Source organism: Bulleidia sp. zg-1006 (assembly GCF_016812035.1).
Taxonomy (GTDB): domain Bacteria; phylum Bacillota_I; class Bacilli_A; order Erysipelotrichales; family Erysipelotrichaceae; genus Bulleidia.
Genome location: NZ_CP069178.1, coordinates 571,617 through 592,695 on the forward strand (window position 1 = coordinate 571,617; position 21,079 = coordinate 592,695).

Below are 21,079 nucleotides of genomic sequence, written 5' to 3' on the forward strand. Positions count from 1 at the left end.
TATTTTTTAATGGGAATTGGTTTGACTTTCGTTTAAATTCAGTCTATTTTTTAAGAAAAGAAAGAAGAAATTATGAAATTTAAAAACAATCCAGTTAACCAAAGTATTCTCTTAATTTTTATATTAGCCATCCTCTTATTAAAGATGGATTGGATTTTTCAATCACTTGTGCATTTTCTATCAGCGTTTCACTCCTTACTAATAGGGGCAGTATTAGCGTATTTGGTGAATATTGTTTATAGCTTTTTAAGAAAGAAGAAAATCGGAAAAGGATTGGCTTTAGGATTAGCTTATGTGCTAATCCTACTCGTCATGGTCGCTCTTTTATTTGTGATGATTCCGGAATTATATAACTCTATTGGTGCTTTAGTGAAGAACTTACCAAGTGCGATTCAAAGCCTTGGTGAAAATGAACAGTTAAAAAAATACGCCCCTTTGGTTGTTGAACAAATTCAAAAGGTAAATTGGCAAAACTATATAGAAAATATTGTAAAGTTTGTGCAAACCAATGTTTTGAATTTAGCGAGTGGCACTTTAAGCGTTGTGAATTCCTTGGTGACGATTTTATCGGATGGTTTGATTGCTTTGATTTTCTCGATTTATTTATTGGTGAATAAGGATTATTTGAAGAGTGAAATAGCCAAGATTGTGCACCATTTCTTAAAACCGGATTGGATTTCAAAGTTAAAGTATGCGTATGGTATATTGCACCGAAATTGCCGTAATTTCATCGTTGGTCAGTTGATGGAAGCCTTTATTCTTTCAACTTTATGTGCCTTAGGTATGCTTTTATTTCGTTTTCCATACGCTTTGTCGGTTGGTATTCTTGTTGGTTTTATCAATATTATTCCAATCATTGGTGCTTATATTGGTGGTGCTATTGGGGTATTTATGGTTTTTACTGTCAAACCAATTCTGGCGCTTTTCTTTATTATTTACTTGCTGATATTGCAACAGATTGAAAGTAACTTTATTTATCCAAAGGTTGTGGGAGCTAGAATTGGTTTACCGGCCATTTGGGTATTTACGACCGTGGTTATTATGGGATCTTTATTCGGCATTATGGGTATGTTAGTAGGAATACCACTAGCTTCTACTGCATATCAGGTTTTACAGGAAGAATTGAAGAAAGAGCCGGTTGAATAATCAAATAATATTGTATACAATATAAATAGATGGAGGAATTTACTATGAGCATTTATGATTACACATTAGAAAATCGTCAAGGAGAACAGGTTTCTCTTGAACAATATAAAGGCAAGGTGTTGTTGATTGTAAATACAGCAACCGGTTGCGGTTTTACCCCTCAATACAAGGATTTGCAGGAAATGTATACGTCTTTTCATGAGAGAGGTTTAGAAATTATTGATGTGCCTTGCAATCAATTTGCAGGTCAAACACCGGGCAATGATGATGAAGTGCATGAATTCTGTACTTTAAAATACAACACAAGCTTTGATCAATTTCACAAGTCCGATGTGAATGGCGAAGATGAGTTACCCTTATTTACTTATTTAAAGAGTCAAAAGGGCTTTGCCGGTTTTGGTAAAGGTCCTAAGGCTTTAGCTATGGCAACGATGTTAAAGAAACTTCATCCTGACTACAAAGAAACAACGGATATTAAATGGAATTTTACGAAGTTTTTAGTAGACCGAGATGGTCGTGTGGTAGAACGTTTTGAGCCAACTACGAGTATGAAAAAAGTATCCCAAGCTATCGAAACTTTACTTTAATCCTCCAAGGAGGATTTTTTCTTTTATACTTATAGTATGATAACGAAGAAAGTCTTATTAAAAGAGATTGTATTTCAAGATAAACCAAATGAAATATTGAAGAAGTCGATTGAACAAAGAGGAATGGCAATTCCGGTTCGAGTGAAGGAAGTGGATGAGGGTTATCTTTGTTTAGATGGGCATCAACGCTTAACTTGTTTACAAGAATTAGGAAAAAAAGAAGCGATGGTTTGTATTGAAAATAACTTTAAGAAAGCAGGAAGTGGATTTTGGGGTCATACACAAAATCATCACTAAAAGGAGGAATATGCAACGATTACAGAAAGTCATTGCTCAAGCCGGCATCGCATCAAGAAGAAAAGCGGAAGAATTAATTGCTCAAGGAAAAGTGAAAGTAAATGGTAAAGTTGTTCGGGAAATGGGGCTTCAAGTTTCTGCTGAGGATGAAATTATCGTTAATGGACAAAGTATTCAAAAAGAAGAAAGGGTTTATTTTCTTTTGAATAAACCGAAGAAAATGATTAGTACGGTTCATGATGATTTGAAAAGAGCGACGATTATGGATTGTTTTCCAAATGTGAAACAACGTATTTTTCCGGTCGGTCGTTTGGATTATGAAACAACGGGTTTATTATTAGTAACAAATGATGGTGAATTTGCGAATGCAATGATGCATCCTAGAAATCAGATGGAGAAAACCTATGAAGTTTTCGTAGATGGTTATTTAGAGGATAGTATGTTAGCGAAATTAAAGGCCGGTGTTCCATTAGAAGATGGTATTACCTTACCAGCTAAAGTAGAAGTTCTTTCCCGAAGTCGTAAAACGAATAAGACACGCATTCATTTAACGATTCAGGAAGGTCGTAATCGCGAAATTAGAAGAATGATGGCTTACTTTGGCGTGGATATTCATACCTTAAAAAGAATTGCTTATTCTTTCTTGGATTTGGGGAATTTAAGACAAGGAGAATATCGTCGTCTAAAGAGCTTTGAAGTAAAAAAGCTACTTAATTCAGCAGCTTGTAAGCGTTAAGTTCTTCTTCGTTTGGATCAATATAAATGGTTTTATAAGAGCCTAGTTGTACCATACCCGGTTTGGCGCCAGGTATTTTTTTAAGTTCTTTAATCAAACAATAACTGACAGGAACAGAAGAGGAATAGCGACCGGAAGAGAAATACGCAGCAATATTCGCTGCCAAACGAAGTGTTTCTTCATCCGGAGATTCACTTTCAATCACCACATGAGCGCCATGGTAATCTTGGGCATGAAGCCAAGTGAATGATTTGGGACTATGCCAAGTAACTTCTTCATTTTGAAAGCTATTCTTACCAAATCGAATGCCTAGTCCGGTTTTTGAAACAAGGCTATGAATGGCTAGCTTTCGGTCTTTCTTTTTCTTTTGGTTTTTCCTATTTTTACGTTTTAAATAGCCTTGTTTAATGAGTTGTTCTTGAATTTGACGAGCGGATTCCACATTTGCATAAGACAATTGTTCTTCAAGGGATAAGAAATAATCACGTTCTAAGATGGTTTTTTGAATTTGTTCTTGAAGATAAGATTGACTTTTTTTACGTTTGTTATAAAGCCGGAACATCTTACGAGCATTACTCTTACAATCAAGTTCGGGATCTAAAGGAATGGTAATTATTTCATTGTTTTCATAGCTTCGTAAAGAAATGGAATTTAGCCCTTTTTCAACCTCTTCTTGATGAGCGTAGAGTAAATCTCCATAGATGCGATAACGATTACAATCCAAGGCTTCTTGGTATTCTTCTTGTAAACGAGGTAATTTTCTTTCTTGATGTTTTCTTTCTTTTTGAATAAACTTCATGACATCACCAACCAATTGTTTGATGCGATCTTGTTCTTCAAGGTCTTTGTAAAGATAATCTAAGCCTTCTTCCAAAGAAAGCTCTTTGTTGGTGCCAAGATGGTTTAAAGCAATGGTATGAAAATGGTTGGGGTTATGATCGTTTGAAAAATAAAGAGAGTTGGACATTTCAATTTCTTGCATAATGGCAGAAAAATGTTGTCCATGGTCTAGGCGGTATTCGATTTCTTTGCTTAAAAGAGGGGAAAAACCGGCAAATTGAGTGGTTAAATTCTTATCTGCATCAAATTGAAAATCTTGAAAAGGATTCTTTTTTTTCTGAGCTTCACAAGGAATAAACAAAGCACCTGGTTGAATTGTTCGAACTTGATTAGCGAAAGGTGGGATACGTTTTAAGGCATCTAGAATTTTTCCTTCCGGAGAAACGAGGATACAGTTAGCGTATTTGCCCATGAGTTCAATCACAAATTGGTAATGAACAATATCTCCTAAATGATTATTAGCCCGAATGTTCATAATTAACCAACGGTCTAATCCGACTTGTTCAATGCTTTCAATGGTGCTACCTTCTATGTATTTTCGCAATAACATCACAAAAGAAATTGGTTCTTCCGGAGTAGAGAATTTCCTATTGGTGAATTGAATGCGATTGTATAAAGAATGAGTGCTAATGAGCAATTGTTTCTTAGCATTCTTTCCATGTACTTGAAACAATAGTTCGGTATTAGACAGATTCCAAATTTTTTGAATACGAAGGGGTAAATCCGCTTGTAAAAGGGGAATCATTTTGTGTAATAAGATGCCATCAACTGCCATAAGAAAACCTCACTGATTACTATTTTAACACAAGGGAATTTCTTGTTGAGAAGGATGTATCTAGCTTTTGACTTCGTTTAAATCATGTTACACTTGTAGCATTAAAAAAAGAGGGTGTTTTATGTTACAGATAAAAGATATATCCAAACAATATAAGACAGGTGATTTGGTTCAAAATGCGTTGAATCAAGTGTCCTTAAATTTAAGAGATAATGAATTTGTGGCAATCCTCGGTCCTTCCGGTTCAGGTAAGACCACACTTTTAAATATTGTTGGTGGTTTGGAGAGTTATGATACAGGAGATTTAATTATCAATGGCATTTCCACTAAAAAATACAAAGATCGAGATTGGGATAGTTATCGTAACCATACCATCGGCTTTGTTTTTCAAGCTTATAACTTAATTCCTCATCAATCAGTTTTAGCCAATGTTGAAATTGCCTTAACTATTTCCGGCATTTCTGGAGCTGAACGTAAACAAAGAGCTTTAGATGCTTTAAAGAAAGTTGGTTTAGAAGCCCAAGCGCATAAGAAACCAAACCAAATGTCTGGTGGGCAGATGCAAAGAGTAGCGATAGCGCGTGCTTTGGTGAATAATCCGGCCATTTTATTAGCCGATGAACCAACTGGAGCCTTAGATTCTGAAACTTCTTTTCAAGTTATGGACTTATTAAAAGAGGTCGCAAAGGATCGTTTGGTTGTTATGGTGACACATAATCCAGAGTTAGCGCAGAAATACGCCACTCGTATTGTGAATTTAAAGGATGGGATTATTCTTTCCGATACCAATCCTTATACGCCAAGTGCATCGGATCAGCCAACTGTGCATAAAAACTTAGGAAAAGCCTCGATGTCCTTTTTGACCGCTTTATCCCTTAGTTTTCATAATTTACTAACCAAAAAAGCAAGAACGATTTTAGTTGCTTTTGCGGGTTCGATTGGTATTATTGGCATTGCTTTAATTATGGCTATTTCGAATGGCGTCAACCAATACATCAAAGATACCGAAGAAAAAACCTTATCTCAATACCCACTTGAAATCACAAAACAGGGAATTAATTTATCTTCTTTTATAAGCGAATCAAACTCTTCTAAAAGTCCTGCCACGAAACAAGAAGGGGTGAAAGAAAGCAAAACAATTTCGAATATGTTCGCAAAGGTTGCCGCAAATGATTTGAAATCTTTTAAATCATATTTAGAAACCAATCCAAATCATTTATCTGATTATACAAATGCGATTGAATACCACTTTAATGTGACACCTTATATCTATCAAGAAAATGGTCAGCGAGTGAATCCCTCCGGTTTTTCAAATCAAAATCCGTATGCGTCTACCTTTGTGCCATCCTCTATGTCTAATAATTCCTTTCACTCACTACCAGAAAATGAAAAATTGTATAAGGATGCTTACGAATTAAAGGCTGGTAAATGGCCGACGAATTCACATGAATTAGTGCTTGTTTTAAGTGCAAATGGTACAATGACGGATTTAACGAGTTATTCTTTAGGATTAAAAGACTATGCAGAACTGAATGAGATGTTTAAAAAGTTTACTCGAGGTGAAGAAGTAAAAATAAATGAAGGAAACTTTTTCTATTCTTATGAGAAGGTTTTGCATAAGAAGCTAAAAGTAGTGGCACCAAGTTCTTTGTATAGTTACGATGAAACTTTAAAGTCTTGGTCGGATCATTCGGATGATAAGGATTATTTAAAAAAGCTTTTAAGTCAAGCAAAGGATTTAAAGGTGGTTGGGGTTGTTCAACCCAAGAAAAATGAAGATACCACAGTTTTATCACAAGGCTTAAATTATCCGGCCAGTTTAGTGCGTGAATTAATACAAGAAGCTAAGCAATCGAAGGTGGTTCAAGCGCAGTTGGCGGATAAGAGAACGAATATTTTTACCGGTAAGGCTTTTGGTGAAGAGAATAAACCTTCGTTTGATATGAAGTCTTTATTTAAGCTAAACCCGGAAAAGCTACAATCGGCTTTTCAAGTTAATCCAAGTGCAATGAAGCTAGATGGCTTGAATTTGTCGGATATGAATGTTTCAAAAATGGATGCACAAGCTATTCTTTCCAAAATTCACTTGGATACATCGAAGGTGGATTTAGTTTCTTTATCGAAAAATATTATGGAAGATTATTTCAAGCAATATCCGGATAGTCAGACAGCCTTAACGGATTTACAAGCTTATTTAACTTCCTTAGAAGCAAGACAGACCATTCAAAAGTATCTTCAGAAACAATATCAAGATAGTTCGGCTTTAAAAGCGGTTCAAACAAAAATGACTGGTTTGTATAACACATTGTTGCAAGAATATATCACTTCCTTGCACAATCATCTTCCGGCCAATCAGGCGGAAATGATGCAAGGGTTTATGAAGTATGTTCAAAATCATGGTCAAGATCGCATCAATCAAAGCTTAAAAGAAGCGATGGCTTCTTTCCAATTATCCGATGCTCAAATCCAAGATTTATTAAAAGCCCTTGGAACAAATTATCAATCCTATATTCAAATAAATCATAAGAAAGATATTGCTTTAATCACAAAGAATTTAGAAAAGTATCTAAGTAGTTCAAAAGGACAAGCTAAATTAAGGATTGAACTTTCTAAGCAAGTTAATCTTCAAGACTTACAAAGTCAAATTGGTAAGGCTGTTGGTCAGGAAATGAGTAAAAATACTGGTCAAATTATGGCTAAGGTGATGCGCCAATTGACCAGTCAAATGAAGTCAGCTTTCCGTTTTAATCCAAAGGCTTTTTCCCAAGCGCTTCAAATCAATAGTAATCCTGAGCAATTAAAGAGTATGTTTGCGACGATGTTGAATCAAAAAAATTCAAGCTATGAAGATAACTTAAGGAAACTTGGTTATGCGGATGAAAATGATCCCAATGAAATCGTTCTTTATCCAAAGGATTTTAACGCTAAGAATGAGATTAAGTCCATCATCAATCGCTATAATTTTGATCAAAGGGCAAATAAACAAGAAAGTAAAGTCATTACGTATACCGATTTGGTGGGTACTTTAATGAGTTCCGTTACAAACATTGTGGATGTGATTTCTTATGTGTTGATTGCGTTTGTGGCAATATCTTTAATCGTGTCTTCGATTATGATTGGGGTAATCACTTTTATTTCTGTTCTTGAACGAAAGAAGGAAATTGGTATTTTAAGAGCAATCGGTTCTTCAAAGCGTAATATTTCACAAGTATTTAATGCGGAAACTTTTATTACCGGTTTATTGGCCGGCTTGATTGGGGTAGGCGTAGCTTTATTGCTTCAAATTCCAATCAATCAACTCATTCATTATTTGTCTGGCGGAACGAATATTAATGCTTCTTTACCGGTTAAAGCCATGGTTATCTTAATTGCTTTATCGGTTTTCTTGACGATTTTAAGTGGTTTATTCCCAGCTAGAAAAGCTGCTAAGTCAGATCCGGTAACGGCGCTTCGTTCGGAATAAAAATAGCGATAAATTCTAATAAAACGGATTGCAGAACACCTTATTTTGTAATACAGTTATTAAAAAGGGAGATGTATTTATGGCCAAGGGTTTATTGATTGTTTTATCTGGTCCTTCCGGTGTTGGTAAGGGAACTGTTCTTAAAGAGTTTATTCATGATGCCGAGTTGAACTTATCCTATTCGGTTTCTTTGACAACGCGTAAACAAAGACCCGGCGAAGTGGATGGAGTGAATTATCACTTTGTATCACGGGCTGATTTTGAAAGGGCACAAAAAGCGGGCGAATTACTAGAGTCAGCTGAATTTGTTGGTAATTATTATGGTACTTCATTGGCACAAGTTGAAAAGTTACGAAATGAAGGGAAAAATGTCATCTTGGAAATCGAGGTTCAAGGTTGTCAACAGGTTCAAAAGAAGGTAGAAGATGCATTAACGATTTTTATCGTACCGCCTAGCATGGAAGATCTTGAAAAGAGAATTCGTGGTCGTAATACAGAACCTGAAGAAATTGTTCAAGAACGCTTAGCGAAAGCATCTCGTGAAATGGATTTGATTGGTATGTACAAGTATGTGGTTTGTAACGATGATCCACAGTTGGCGGCTGATATTATCCGTATGATTATTAAAAGGCATATGTAAAAAGAGGAGAAATCCTCTTTTTAAAATGTTAATTCATACAACATTAAATTATGATTTTGTTTAGAAGAGCTACGGGATGTTTGCTATAGTTAATCTGAAAAGAAATGATAGGTGATGTATGAATCCATTTACGCAATTATTAAAAAAGGAATTGGTTTGTGCTTTAGGTTGTACGGAACCAATCGCAATAGCCTTAGCTAGTGCTAAAGCACGAAAGGTCTTAGGTTGTTATCCATCGGAAACAATCATTCGCTGTTCGGGAAATATTATAAAAAATGTAAAAGGGGTAACCGTTCCAAATACCGATGGTTTAAAAGGAGTGGAAGCTGCGACGGCAATTGGTTTGATTGCCGGTGATGCTAGTAAGAACTTAGAGGTTTTATCGAAAGTAAACGATAAGGACATTGAAAAAGCGAAAGAAATTTTAAAGGCTAAGGAAATCAAAGTAGAACTGAAAGAAGGCGCTGAAAATTTAGACATTGAAATATGGCTTAAGGATCATCAAGGGAATGATTGTTTGGTTGAAATTCAAAATAAACACAGCAATTTCTTCCGTATTATGAAAAATGGTCAATTTCTTTATCAAGGAAAATTAGTGGAAGACAAACAGAATCAATGTTTGGAAGAATTATCTATTCATTCGATTGTTCAATACGCAAAAACAGTTCCCTTTGAAGAAGTCCAAGAGATGATTGATAAACAGATTGCTTTAAATCAAGAAATCTCAAAAGAAGGCTTAAAAGGAAATTGGGGCGTTGAGGTAGGTAAATTACTTTTAAATGAGGGAGAAGGTCTTCGAGCAAAAGTAAAAGCCTATGCGGCGGCCGGTTCAGATGCTCGTATGAGTGGTTGCCCTTTACCGGTGGTGATTAACGCCGGTTCGGGGAATCAAGGTATCACTTGCTCTTTACCAGTGATTATTTATGCCGAAGAAAAGAATAAATCGCATGAATTATTGGTTCGTTCTTTATTGATATCTAATTTGGTTGCTCTTCATATCAAGCGCTATATTGGTCGTTTATCTGCTTTTTGTGGTGTTACTTCGGCGGGGGTGGCGGCAGGAGCCGCCTTGGCTTTCTTAGAGAGCCAAGATGAACAATTGGTTTCGGATACAATATCAAATTCTTTGATGATTGTTTCGGGAATGGTATGTGATGGAGCGAAGCCATCTTGTGCAGCTAAGATTGCCTCTGCTGTTGATGCTGGTTATACAGGTTTTCAAATGGCTCTACGTCAAAAAAATTTTAAAGTTGGCGAAGGTCTTATGAAAGAGAATGTGGAACAAACCATTCAAGCCATTGGTCATCTAGGTAAAGTTGGTATGAAGCAAACCGATTTAGAAATTTTAAAGATGATGTTGGAATAGAAATTCATCTTAAGAATTCTTAAGATTATGAAAAGACGGGTTAAATTAAACGCTAAAGATTAAGCGTTACTTTCCTGTCTTTTTATTCAGCTTAGTTTGCATACCGATTATTTTTATTGGAAGTTTTGAAGCTTGTTTATGTGGTATTTTTAAGTGCTTATACACCTAAAAAGAAGTCACCAAAGTGACTTCTTAAGATGTTGATTAACGGTTGTAGTATTCGACAACTAATGCTTCGTTGATTTCTTGGCTTAATTCATTGCGATCCGGAAGACGAACGAACTTACCTTTTTTATTGTCTTTATCTACTTCCACGAAAGCCGGTGGGTTGATTTGAGATTCAAGAGCTTCTTTAATAACAACTAAGTTTAAGCTCTTTTCCTTCAAGGAAATCTCTTGACCGGGTTTGACTAAAGCAGAAGGGATATTTAACTTTTTGCCATCTACTAAGATATGACCATGGTTGACTAATTGACGAGCTGCTTTACGCGTGCGAGCAAAACCCATACGATAAACAACGTTGTCCAAACGGCTTTCAAGTAATACTAAGAAGTTTACACCAGCCATGCCATCCATCTTAGATGCTTTTACAAATAAGTTATGGAATTGACGTTCGTTTAAACCGTACATATTTCTAATTCTTTGTTTCTCACGTAACTGTGTTCCATAACCAGATAATTTGATACGCTTTGTAGGACCATGTTGTCCTGGAGCATACGTTCTCTTCTTTAATTCTTCCCCTGTTTCTAAAATTGAAAAGCTTAAACGTCTAGCTTTCTTCCATACAGGACCTGTGTAACGTGCCATACTATTTTTCCTCCTATTGTTTGGCTGAAAACTCGCCATAGGGATAGATCAATCCTAGGGGTGTTTGAATAAGCCTTTTCACACAAGCAGCCGGTTACTAAGGGAATAATAACTTCAAACGCACACTAAAAAACTCTATCTGCTGCAAAGTTTTACCTAGGAATAATAGCATTCAAAGTCTATCTCGTCAATTAAAGAAATTATGCTAAAATAAAATGGCATTAGAAGGGTGGTCCTTTATGAATCAAATTACAAGTTTTATTTCGGATATCCGATTTATTATAGCTGTCGCCGTTGTAGTGGTACTTGCTTTTGTGTGGTTAATCTGGGCGGCAATTCGTGGTCGTCATTTTCAAAGAGAATTAAATGAACTAAAAGTACGCTTTGAATCCGTTCGTATGATACCAATCTCTTTGAAGATGAATAAAGTCATCAATGTCGCAAATGCGAATGAAGAAATTAAACCACAAGTGGAAGAGGCTGGTGAACGCTTCAATAAAGTAACAAGTGCTATTAATAATTTTGAAGAAAATTTGAAAATCATGGATGAAAATATCCAAACCAATCATTTAAATGGTATAAAGAAATCCATTGCGACTTTGCGTGATGAACTACAAACACTAGAAATAGATGTCAAAGAAGTGGAACATAGCTTAGATGGTTTCTTAGCCAAAGAAACGGCTCAACGTCAGGAAGTTACGGCACTTAAAAATCGCTTTCGAGCCATGAAAGCTCAGGCTATGGAAATCGCTAATCGCTTGTCATTTGCCTGGCCAATGGTTGAACAGAAATTATCCGATACAGAAAAAATGTTTAGTACATTTGAAGAATGGATGTTTAATGCGGATTTCGATAAAGCGAACAAAGAGTTATTTCGTATTAAAATCAGTATGCAAGATTTAGACCGTAGCTTAGAACAAATGCCAAGCTTAGTGCATGATGGACAAGGCACCATTCCTAAGTTGGCTGAAACACTACAAAAAGATTACCTTCATCAACGCAATCGCGGGGTGTACTTAAAACATTTAGAAATTGAAACGAATTTAAAAGCGATGACGGAATCTTTAAAAGAAAACTTGCGTTTATTGAAGAGCGGCTCAGTGGATGGGGTTCGTGAACATTTGGATGACATGATGACGCGTATTAAACAAATGGATACAGCGGTTAAAAAAGAAGGGAAAGCCTTTGAAGAAGTGAATTTATTGACGAAGGATTCTTTGTCTTTGCGTGATGAAGTGGAAAAGACTTCAGCCTTTGTATTCGATCAATATGAAAAAGTATCAGATCGTTTTGGAATGGAAGAAATGAAGTCTAAGTTAGATACTGAAAATGAGAAGTTTACGAAGCTTGTTGAAACCATGCCATCCGTAATTGATACCGTTAAAAACCAACAAACACCAGCGACGGATGTTTTGAATAGTTTGCGTAAATTAATGGATGATTTAAATGAATCTTATATGTCTTTTAAAGTGATGAAGGAAGATTTAGAAGCCGCAACCGGTGATGAAGCTCGTGCTAGAGAGCAACTTATGAAGTTACAAGTCACGATGTCCATTGTGCAACTCAAGCTAAGAAAAGCGAAGTTGCCTGTAATTTCTGAAAAGTATGAAGAAGATGTGAATCTTGCTTACGATTACTTCCATCGCATGAATGATTTATTAGCAGAAAAACCATTGAAGTTGGATTTAATCAATTCAACCCTTCAAGAAGCTGTTCCTTTTGTTTACAAATTATTTAGAGAATTAAGTAATGTCTTAGGAACGGCACAAATGGTTGAAGATACTATTGTTTATGGAAACCGTTACCGCTCCACTTATGCGGATATTGATTCTGACTTAAGCCGTGAAGAGTTGGATTATCGTAATGGAGAATATACAGCCGCTTTGCATAAAGCAATTTCAACCATGGAAAAGATTGTGCCGGGTAGCTATGAATCAATGATGAAGAAGAGTCGTGCTTTAGATGCGTAGGGTGGATTTTGATAGTGCCAGCACCACTAATTTAAATACGGAAGTGCTAAAAACCTATATAAGTTTATTAGAAAAAAACTATGTGAATAGTGAAGCTCTTTACGATGAGGGAGTAGCGATGCACTTGAAGCTTGAAAAAGCAAGAGCGGTCATCGCTTCTTTATTGCAAGTGGAAACGCAAGAGATTATCTTTACCTCTGGTGCTTCCGAAGCCAATAGTGCCGCCATTAAGGGAGTGTGTTTTGCCGGAAAGGAAAAGAAACATATTTTAACCACTTCTATTGAGCACTCTTCTATTCGTAATGCTGTGAAACAAATGGCTGATGTTTTCGGCTATGAAGTGACCTATTTACCGGTCAATAAAGAATCGGTGATTTTACTGGAAGATGTGAAGAAAGCATTAAGAGAAGATACAGCGATTGTTTCTGTCATGGCAGTAAACAATGAAGTAGGTTCTATTCAACCCATTCAAGAAGTGGGTGAGTTCGTTAAGAAACATTCCCATGCCTATTTTCATGTGGACTTAACACAAGCGATTGGTAAGATTGATTTGAATATGAAATATATTGATTTAGCTTCAATGTCAGCCCATAAGATGAATGGCTTAAAAGGCTCGGGTCTTTTAGTGAAAAAGAGACATGTTCCTTTTGTACCATTGATTAATGGCGGTGAGCAGGAATTTGGTTTAAGAGGGGGAACAGCAAATGCTTTAGCCGATTTAGTTCTCGCCAAAACACTCCGTTTGTACTTAGAAGACCAAAAGAAAAACCTTGGTCATATCCAAGCTTTAAAAGAAAGAATGGTGCATGGGTTAGAAGCATTGACGGGTGTTTATATTAATAGTCCAGTTAATTCCATTGCGAATATTGTGAATTTTTCTTATCCTAAAATACCAAGTGAAGTGATGCAAAATGCTCTAAACCAAAAAGGCTTTATGGTTTCCGCTAAGAGTACTTGTGATTCTAAGTCAACAGAGCCATCCGATGTTTTAATGGCTATGGGCTTGGGAAGGGAAATAGCTTTATCTTCTATTCGTGTTTCCTTTCATAGTGATAATACACTAGAAGAGGTAGACACATTTTTAAAGGTCTATAAGGAGGTTATTCAACAATATGGTTCATTATGATACCGTCTTAATTCGTTTTGGTGAATTAACAACCAAAGGAAAAAATCGTAAGGATTTTATCAATCGTTTGTACCAAAATATTCTTTATGTGCTTCGTAAAGTTCCGCAATTAGACTATCGTAAGACTTATGATCGCATTTATATCACTTTAAATGGGGCTGACCATGAATATGTAAAGGCACAATTAAAAAAGGTATTTGGGATTTCATCCTTTTCTTTTACTGAAGCAATTCCTTCAACGATGGAAGATATTACATCGACTTGTTTAAGACTTGCTAAAGAAAGTGATAAAAAAAGCTTTAAGATGATGACCAAACGTCATGATAAAAATTTTCCTGAGCATTCCGATACCATCAATCGTAAAGTGGCGACTAAAATTTTAGAAGAAACGGATTTAAAGGTGGATGTGCATCATCCTGAATTAGCCATTCAAGTTGAAATTCATGAAGGAAAAACATATATTACCTATGATAAGATTGCCGGTATTGGCGGCTATCCTGCCGGTATCAATGGTAAGGTGATGATGATGTTATCAGGAGGAATTGATTCGCCAGTGGCGGCTTATCAATTAATCAAACGTGGTTTAAAGATTGAAGCGGTTCATTTTGCTTCGCCACCATATACCTCTGAAGCAGCTAAGAATAAAGTATTAAAGTTAGCTTCCATGGTTTCAGAATACCAAGGAGGAATGAAGGTTCATGTGGTTCCTTTTACGGACTTACAATTGGATATTTATAAGACTGCTAAGGATCCCTATGCAATTACATTGATGCGTCGAATGATGTTTCGCATGGCTGAAAGATTAGCAAAGGAAAATAATTGTTTAGCGATTGGAACAGGGGAAAGTTTGGGTCAAGTGGCTAGTCAAACTTTAGAATCTATGGCAACAATCAATGATGTGGTGCATATGCCGGTTTTAAGACCATTGGTATCGATGGATAAAGTGGAAATTATTAAGCTGGCACGTGAATTAGGTACTTATGAAACATCTATTTTACCTTATGAAGATTGTTGTACAATTTTCAATCCCAAAAATCCAGTAACGAAACCAACGATTAAGAAGTCAGTATTCTTTGAAAACAAATTTCCATGGCAAGAATTGTTAGAAGAAGCTATGCAAAAGACTTCTGGTTCTATTGTGTATCCTGATGAAGAAAAGGAGGATTTCTTATGAGTCGTAAAACGCAAGATATCAAAGAAGAATTTCGTATTAACTTAGAAGGCTGTAAGGACTTTAGTGAAGAGAAACTCTTAGAAGAAATCAATAAGACAACCATTAAAGTGGAAAAGTGTGATTTTTATTCCACAAACTTAAAGCTTAAAATCTATGCCGGATTAAGTACGTTAAGCAATTGTGAACCAAGCACAAGAAAAAGAACGTATAAGAAAGTTCTAAGATTATTGTAATCTTAGGCTTTTTTTTGAGCATCTGACTGGTTGAATACTAAGAACAATGGTACATTTTGAAAGGAAAGAGGAAGTAAGTATGAAGGATATGATTATAGTAGGAGCTGGGACAGCTGGTCTATCGGCCGCTATTTACGCTCAAAGAGCCGGTTTAAATGCCCTAGTGTTAGAAGGAAATACCTATGGCGGTCAAATCGTGAACACGCCTGATATTGAAAATTATCCCGGGATTGCTCATATCAGCGGCTTTGATTTTGCGACAGGTCTTTATCAACAGGCTTTGGATTTAGGCGCTAAGGTACAATATGAGAAAGTATTGGAAGTCATTGATGAAGGTGAAATTAAGGTTGTAAAAACAGCGAAGAATGAGTACAAAACAAAAGCGCTTATTTTAGCAACGGGCTTGGTGCGTCGTCATATTGGTATTAAGAATGAAGATAAACTAACCGGAAAAGGAATTAGCTATTGTGCCACTTGCGATGGAGCTTTCTTCCGTAATAAAGTCGTAGCTGTCAATGGTGGTGGTAATGTGGCTTTGGAAGACGCTCAATACTTAGCGGATTTGTGTGAGAAGGTCTATTTAATCCATCGTCGTAATGAATTCCGTGCTGAACAGGCGGAAATCAAGCGCATCATGGAAAAGAAGAATGTTGAATTTGTCTATAATTCTACTGTTACAAAGCTAAACGGTGAAGATTATTTACAATCCATTGAAGTAACGGATAAGGAAGGTCATATTCGTCAATTGGATGTGTCGGCTTTATTTATTGCGATCGGTCAAATTCCTTTGAATGAAGTGTTTAAGAATGTGGTGGACTTAGATGCGGCCGGTTATATTCAAGCCGATGAGTTTGGTAATACCAACCATGCCGGTATCTTTGCGGCAGGGGATTGTCGTGTGAAAAGTCTTCGTCAATTAACGACAGCCGCCAGTGATGGAGCGAATGCGGCAACCAGTGCTTATCATTATTTATTAAGCTTGAAATAATGTCGAAAGAACGCATGAAAGTGTGTTCTTTTTACTTAAAGGGGGCTTTTGACTAGTGGGAATCGGTTGACTAGAAGCACTATTTTCTGTATTATGTTTACGTTATCGCCTCTACAGTAGTCGGTAACCGCACAGAAAAGGGTTATAACAAATGCGTAAGCTCCCTTAATGGCGCGTCTTAAGATAAGAAATGGAGGTATGTAAATTGTACGCAATTATCGAAACAGGCGGAAAGCAAATCAAGGCTGAAGTTGGTCAATCTATCTTTGTTGAAAAGTTAGCTGGTGAAGCCGGGGACAAGGTTGTCTTAGACAAGGTTGTTTTAGTTTCTGATGCTGATACAAAGATTGGTTCTCCTTATGTGAATGGTGCTAAGGTTTCTTGCACAATTGAAAAGCAAGGAAAAGAAAAGAAGGTCATTATCTTCAAGTACAAGGCTAAGAAAGGCTCAACTCGTCGTAAACAAGGTCACCGTCAACCTTATACAAAGTTATTAGTTGAATCCATTGAAGCCTAATGATTCAGATTCGGATTCAAGAAGTTGATGGTCATATCATCGGCTTACACTTCTCCGGTCATGCTTATAGTAATGAACCAGGAAAGGATCTTGTCTGTGCTGCCATTAGCAGCATCGCTTTTGGAATATTAAACGCTTTAGAAGAAATGAAACCTCAACAAAAGCTATCGCTTAGTAACAATGCAATTGATATTGAGATTTTAGATGCTGATATGGTGACAGATACAATATTACGAACAGCTTATATTCAATGTGAGACAGTTCGTAATCAAAATCAAGGATTTATTCAAATTAAGAAGGAGAAAGTCAAATGAAACTTAAGTTTACATTAGATATTCAGTTCTTTGCTAGTAAGAAAGGGGTATCTTCCACAAAGAATGGTCGTGACTCAGCCGGTCGTCGTTTAGGTGCTAAGAAGGCTGATGGACAATTCGCTACAGCCGGTTCGATTATTTATCGTCAACGTGGTACAAAAATTTACCCGGGCAAGAATGTTATGCGTGGTGGGGATGATACTTTATTCGCCACTTGCTCCGGTATTGTTAAATACGAACGTCTAGGTCGTGATAAAAAGCAAGTATCTGTGTATCCACAAGTTGCTTAATGAAACTATGGCTCCTGAAAACAGGGGCTTTTTTAAAGAAAGGAGGCTGGCATGATTGATGTTGTAAAAATAGCTTTGAAAGCCGGTGATGGTGGTAAAGGTGCGGTTGCTTGGCGACATGAAAAGTATTATCCAAATGGTGGTCCATTTGGTGGTGATGGTGGTAAAGGGGGCGATATTTATTTCCAAGTTGACACCAATGAAACCACCTTAACGAAGCTTCGCTTCACCAAGTCTATTAAGGCAGGCAATGGTATGCCTGGTTTAACGAAAAAGATGCATGGTAAAAGTGCCGATGATGTGATTGTATCAGTTCCTTTAGGAACGATGATTCGGAATGCGACCAGTCATGATTTGTTGGCTGATTTAACCGAACCGGGGGAAAAAGTTTTAATCGCAAAAGGTGGTCGTGGCGGTCTTGGTAATAGGCACTTTGCGACTTCGCGTAATGATGCTCCGGAATTTGCACAACCCGGTGAAATTGGTGAAAGCCTTACAATTGTGGCTGAGCTTCGTTTATTGGCAGACGCTGGTTTAATTGGTTATCCATCGGTTGGTAAGAGTACTTTCTTAAGCGTCGTCACCAATGCGCAACCAGATATTGCCGACTATCCATTTACAACCATTGAACCAAATATCGGTGTTGTCTCCTTGCCGGATGGTCGCGGCTTTGTTCTGGCGGATATGCCGGGCTTAATTGAAGGCGCAAAAGACGGGAAAGGTTTAGGTCATGAATTCCTACGCCATATTCAACGCTGTCGAGTGTTAATTCATGTGGTGGATATGTCAGGTGAATTACGTAATCCAATTGATGATTATCGTATTATTAACGAAGAATTATTCCAATACGATGAGGGATTGAAGAAACGTCCACAGCTTGTGATTGCGAATAAGATGGATGATGAATACGCTGGTCTTCATTTAGAAGAATTTAAAAAAGCTTATCCAGATTTAAAAGTGTATGAAGTATCCACCATTACCCATATGGGTTTAGAAGCGGTTTTATATGAAGTGATGCACTTGATTGAAGAAAGTAAGTTAGAGGATGTGAAAGAAACACCAACGGCTGAGGGTGAAGTGGTTTATCGCTTTGAACCTAAGAAACCTGATTTTACGATTGTGAATATGGGCAATGGTAAATTCCGTTTGGATTCAGCGAAAGTCGATCATTTATTGGATAGTGTTGACTTTGAAAAGCCGGAAGAGGTCTATCAATTTGCGCTTACTTTGCAAAAAATGGGTGTGGATAAAGCTTTAAAAGAAGCTGGTGCGAAACAGGGTGATTCCGTCATTGTTGGAACCTACATTATGGAATATAGTGAATAGCACGGAGATACAGTGCTATTTTCTTTTTGTGGTATGATAGATACGAGCTTGTGAGGTGTGACATGATTGCTTTTATACAGGGTGTGATTACGGAAATAGGTGATGATTATATTGTCATCAATCGTCAAGGGATAGGATGGTTAATCTATTATCCACATTGCTTAGAAGTTCATCAGGGGGAAGAAGTTCAGGTTTTTACATACATGTCTGTTTCGGAAAATGATATGCGTTTGTATGGCTTTTCGACAGCTGAAGAAAAATCATTATTTTTAAACTTAATATCGGTGAAGGGACTAGGACCAAAGACGGCGATGACTTTATTACAAAAGTCAGGCTATGATTTAATCACCGCCGCCATTTCAAAGGGTGATGTTGCGGCACTTAAGAAGCTACCCGGCATTGGCGCTAAGAGTGCTAGTCAGATTGTGCTTGATTTACAAGGAAAATTAATAGCAGTTGATACTGCTTCCACCAAAGCTATGAATTATCCATTAGAAATTCAAGAGGCTTTAGAAGCGTTAAAGAATTTTGGTTATAAAGGTGGAGATTTAAATTTGGTAGGGAATAAGATGTTAGAACAAGCATCCATGACAACGGAAGAATACATTCGTTTTGGATTGAAGTTCTTTGCGTCGCATTAGAAGGGGAAAAGGATGGAAGATCGCTTAGTAACAGCAGAGCGTTTGGCTATGGAGCAGGAAGAAGAAAGTCTTCGTCCAACCGGCCTTAATGATTACATTGGTCAAGATCGCTTAAAAGAAAATTTACGAATCTATATTCAAGCCGCCTTGGAAAGAGAAGAATCTTTAGATCATGTGCTTTTGTATGGTCCACCAGGTTTGGGTAAAACAACCTTGGCTCATATCTTAGCCAATGAAATGCATTCTAAAATTAAAGTGACTAGTGGTCCTAGTATTGCAAAGGCGGGTGATTTAGCTTCTATTCTATCGGTTTTAAAGCCGGGGGATGTCTTATTTATTGATGAAATACATCGTTTACCAAAAGTGGTGGAAGAAGTCCTTTATCCCGCTATGGAAGATTTTGTATTGGATGTAACGATTGGTGGAGATAGTGGTTCAGCCCGCAGTTTACGCTTGGATTTACCACCGTTCACATTGGTTGGAGCAACCACACGGGCAGGAGATTTAAGTTCACCATTGCGGGATCGTTTTGGTATTACTTCTAAGCTGGAATATTACAGCCAAGACCAATTAGCTAAGATTGTGGCGCGTACAGCTAGAGTGTTGGATACCTCAATTGAAGATCAAGCGGTTATCGAAATCGCAAAACGCTCACGGGGAACTCCTCGTATTGCAAATCGTCTTTTAAGAAGAATTCGTGATTTTGCTCAAGTCTTAAATCATGGCTATTTAAGTTATGAAGTCGCTAGGGATGCTTTACAACGCCTTCATGTGGATGATTTGGGCTTAGATGAAGTGGATATTCGTTATTTAAAGGGTATTATCGAACGTTTCCATGGTGGTCCTGTTGGCTTAGACGCCTTGGCTAATGCTATTAGTGAGGAAACCACCACTCTTGAAGATGTGTATGAACCTTATTTAATTCAAATTGGTTTTGTAAATCGAACTTCCAGAGGTCGTATGGTTACCGAAAAAGCTTATAAACATTTACATATTCGTCAACAAGGGAGCTTGTTTGATATATGAGTAAGAAAGAGGAAAAGTGGTATTTGTTGTCGATGAAACTACGCTATTTATTTGCGAGTTTCTTTAGCTTTGTGCTTGCCTTCTCACTATTTGCATTATTGATTTGGTTTCTTGAATTGTTTATTTCTTTTGGCCCATGGCTTAATCTTTTCTTAGCTATTTTTGGGTTAATATTAAGTGCTTATCTTTGTCCGAGAATTTTAAGAATTCCAATGATTAAAAACTGGCTAAACTATGATTTAAACCAAAATGTACATTTGTAAATGATGTGATACCAAAAACAAAAATAAATATCCCATATATGTTAATCTATGATTGGAGGCTAGTTCCAATCATAGATTTCGCTTTTCAATAGGACTAAGCCAATTTAAAGTCTGCATTGGAAGCCTATTAGATTTATACAAATATCTTTTTATTTGAAGTTTTAGATTATCGTAACTATAGAAAGATAAACATTTATAAAATCTTTCATTATCATTCCTTAAAATGAGTAAATTCAAATCCGTTATCTATTTGTATGATTTCGGGCTGATATCCAAAATAATTGGTAGCCATACCTTTAAAATATCCAAGCTTTCTTAATACTCTAAATAAAGAACAGGGAATATCCATTTCTATAAGTTTTAGCGGCATGATATCTTGTATCTAAAGTATGTGGCAAATATCTTTGGGCTTTTGGTGTAATTGTATTCATAGAGAGTATCCTTCCTTCTTTTAAATTTTTGGTTAATTAAATTATATAGGATATCTCTCTGTTTTTCTTTTATTTGGTCTCACTTCCATTATAACGCTACATAGGTGATAATGTTCAATTCGT

General features: G+C 36.7%; 21 protein-coding genes and 1 pseudogene. 19 read left to right on the plus strand and 3 right to left on the minus strand.

What is annotated here, in order from left to right; translation table 11 throughout:
* The first annotated feature begins 72 nt into the window (after positions 1–72).
* From JOS54_RS02895 to JOS54_RS02910, 4 genes are read left to right on the plus strand one after another with little or no spacing between them, the layout of a single operon-like run.
* Positions 73–1,146, plus strand: coding sequence for an AI-2E family transporter (locus JOS54_RS02895; RefSeq protein WP_203245574.1), 1,074 nt, complete (start codon positions 73–75; stop codon positions 1,144–1,146).
* A 44-nt stretch (positions 1,147–1,190) separates the two neighbouring features.
* The gene (locus JOS54_RS02900; RefSeq protein ID WP_203245575.1) at positions 1,191–1,733 is read left to right on the plus strand and encodes a glutathione peroxidase; all 543 of its coding nucleotides are present in this window, start codon (positions 1,191–1,193) and stop codon (positions 1,731–1,733) included.
* A gap of 36 nt (positions 1,734–1,769) precedes the next feature.
* Positions 1,770–2,030, plus strand: a complete 261-nt coding sequence (locus JOS54_RS02905; protein WP_203245576.1) for a ParB/RepB/Spo0J family partition protein — start codon at positions 1,770–1,772, stop codon at positions 2,028–2,030.
* 10 nt (positions 2,031–2,040) lie between these two features.
* Entirely contained in the window at positions 2,041–2,766 is a 726-nt protein-coding gene (locus JOS54_RS02910) for a pseudouridine synthase (protein WP_203245577.1), read from the plus strand.
* Here JOS54_RS02910 and JOS54_RS02915 read toward each other — a convergent pair.
* Positions 2,741–4,381: an NFACT family protein gene (locus JOS54_RS02915; protein ID WP_203245578.1), complete on the minus strand. Its 1,641-nt coding sequence runs from the start codon at positions 4,379–4,381 to the stop codon at positions 2,741–2,743. The two genes, JOS54_RS02910 and JOS54_RS02915, sit on opposite strands and share 26 nt — an antisense overlap.
* Before the next feature lie 121 nt (positions 4,382–4,502).
* On the opposite strand from JOS54_RS02915, the gene JOS54_RS02920 reads away from it, so the two are divergent.
* From JOS54_RS02920 to JOS54_RS02930, 3 genes are all read left to right on the plus strand, one after another.
* Positions 4,503–7,844: an ATP-binding cassette domain-containing protein gene (locus JOS54_RS02920; RefSeq protein WP_203245579.1), complete on the plus strand. Its 3,342-nt coding sequence runs from the start codon at positions 4,503–4,505 to the stop codon at positions 7,842–7,844.
* A gap of 79 nt (positions 7,845–7,923) precedes the next feature.
* Positions 7,924–8,484 carry a guanylate kinase gene (gene gmk / locus JOS54_RS02925; protein ID WP_203245580.1) on the plus strand — a complete coding sequence of 187 codons (561 nt, stop codon included), beginning with the start codon at positions 7,924–7,926 and terminating at the stop codon, positions 8,482–8,484.
* 118 nt (positions 8,485–8,602) lie between these two features.
* Complete coding sequence (locus tag JOS54_RS02930; protein WP_203245581.1) at positions 8,603–9,850, plus strand: serine dehydratase subunit alpha family protein; 1,248 nt, start codon at positions 8,603–8,605, stop codon at positions 9,848–9,850.
* A gap of 204 nt (positions 9,851–10,054) precedes the next feature.
* Here the strand turns inward: JOS54_RS02930 and rpsD are convergent, their stop codons facing one another.
* On the minus strand, positions 10,055–10,657 hold the full coding sequence (gene rpsD, locus JOS54_RS02935; protein WP_203245582.1) for a 30S ribosomal protein S4: 603 nt from the start codon (positions 10,655–10,657) through the stop codon (positions 10,055–10,057).
* A 239-nt stretch (positions 10,658–10,896) separates the two neighbouring features.
* Between rpsD and JOS54_RS02940 the strand changes: the two genes are divergently transcribed.
* The 12 genes from JOS54_RS02940 (at position 10,897) to JOS54_RS02995 (ending at position 20,525) form a co-directional block, all read left to right on the plus strand.
* On the plus strand, positions 10,897–12,627 hold the full coding sequence (locus tag JOS54_RS02940; RefSeq protein ID WP_203245583.1) for a septation ring formation regulator EzrA: 1,731 nt from the start codon (positions 10,897–10,899) through the stop codon (positions 12,625–12,627).
* Entirely contained in the window at positions 12,620–13,753 is a 1,134-nt protein-coding gene (locus tag JOS54_RS02945) for a cysteine desulfurase family protein (RefSeq protein WP_203245584.1), read from the plus strand. The genes JOS54_RS02940 and JOS54_RS02945 overlap by 8 nt, the downstream gene beginning before the upstream one ends.
* Positions 13,740–14,927, plus strand: coding sequence for a tRNA uracil 4-sulfurtransferase ThiI (gene thiI / locus JOS54_RS02950; protein WP_203245585.1), 1,188 nt, complete (start codon positions 13,740–13,742; stop codon positions 14,925–14,927). Before JOS54_RS02945 ends, thiI begins: the two co-directional genes overlap by 14 nt.
* Positions 14,924–15,160: a hypothetical protein gene (locus JOS54_RS02955; RefSeq protein ID WP_203245586.1), complete on the plus strand. Its 237-nt coding sequence runs from the start codon at positions 14,924–14,926 to the stop codon at positions 15,158–15,160. The genes thiI and JOS54_RS02955 overlap by 4 nt, the downstream gene beginning before the upstream one ends.
* 79 nt (positions 15,161–15,239) lie before the next feature.
* A complete protein-coding gene (locus tag JOS54_RS02960; protein WP_203245587.1) occupies positions 15,240–16,148 on the plus strand; it encodes an NAD(P)/FAD-dependent oxidoreductase in 909 nt (302 codons plus the stop codon).
* 205 nt (positions 16,149–16,353) lie between these two features.
* Positions 16,354–16,665 carry a 50S ribosomal protein L21 gene (gene rplU / locus JOS54_RS02965; RefSeq protein WP_203245771.1) on the plus strand — a complete coding sequence of 104 codons (312 nt, stop codon included), beginning with the start codon at positions 16,354–16,356 and terminating at the stop codon, positions 16,663–16,665.
* Positions 16,665–16,979 (plus strand): ribosomal-processing cysteine protease Prp, encoded by a 315-nt coding sequence (locus JOS54_RS02970; protein ID WP_203245588.1) that lies wholly within the window; start codon positions 16,665–16,667, stop codon positions 16,977–16,979. Before rplU ends, JOS54_RS02970 begins: the two co-directional genes overlap by 1 nt.
* Positions 16,976–17,269, plus strand: a complete 294-nt coding sequence (rpmA, locus tag JOS54_RS02975; RefSeq protein ID WP_203245589.1) for a 50S ribosomal protein L27 — start codon at positions 16,976–16,978, stop codon at positions 17,267–17,269. The genes JOS54_RS02970 and rpmA overlap by 4 nt, the downstream gene beginning before the upstream one ends.
* 51 nt (positions 17,270–17,320) lie before the next feature.
* Positions 17,321–18,595 carry a GTPase ObgE gene (gene obgE, locus JOS54_RS02980; RefSeq protein ID WP_203245590.1) on the plus strand — a complete coding sequence of 425 codons (1,275 nt, stop codon included), beginning with the start codon at positions 17,321–17,323 and terminating at the stop codon, positions 18,593–18,595.
* A 62-nt stretch (positions 18,596–18,657) separates the two neighbouring features.
* Positions 18,658–19,236: a Holliday junction branch migration protein RuvA gene (gene ruvA / locus JOS54_RS02985; protein WP_203245591.1), complete on the plus strand. Its 579-nt coding sequence runs from the start codon at positions 18,658–18,660 to the stop codon at positions 19,234–19,236.
* 12 nt (positions 19,237–19,248) lie between these two features.
* Positions 19,249–20,262 carry a Holliday junction branch migration DNA helicase RuvB gene (gene ruvB / locus JOS54_RS02990; protein WP_203245592.1) on the plus strand — a complete coding sequence of 338 codons (1,014 nt, stop codon included), beginning with the start codon at positions 19,249–19,251 and terminating at the stop codon, positions 20,260–20,262.
* Positions 20,259–20,525: a hypothetical protein gene (locus JOS54_RS02995; protein ID WP_203245593.1), complete on the plus strand. Its 267-nt coding sequence runs from the start codon at positions 20,259–20,261 to the stop codon at positions 20,523–20,525. Before ruvB ends, JOS54_RS02995 begins: the two co-directional genes overlap by 4 nt.
* Positions 20,526–20,594: 69 nt before the next feature.
* On the opposite strand, the pseudogene JOS54_RS07865 reads toward JOS54_RS02995, so the two are convergent.
* Positions 20,595–20,826, minus strand: a pseudogene (locus JOS54_RS07865) (IS481 family transposase); the annotation flags it as partial.
* Between the last annotated feature and the right edge of the window lie 253 nt (positions 20,827–21,079).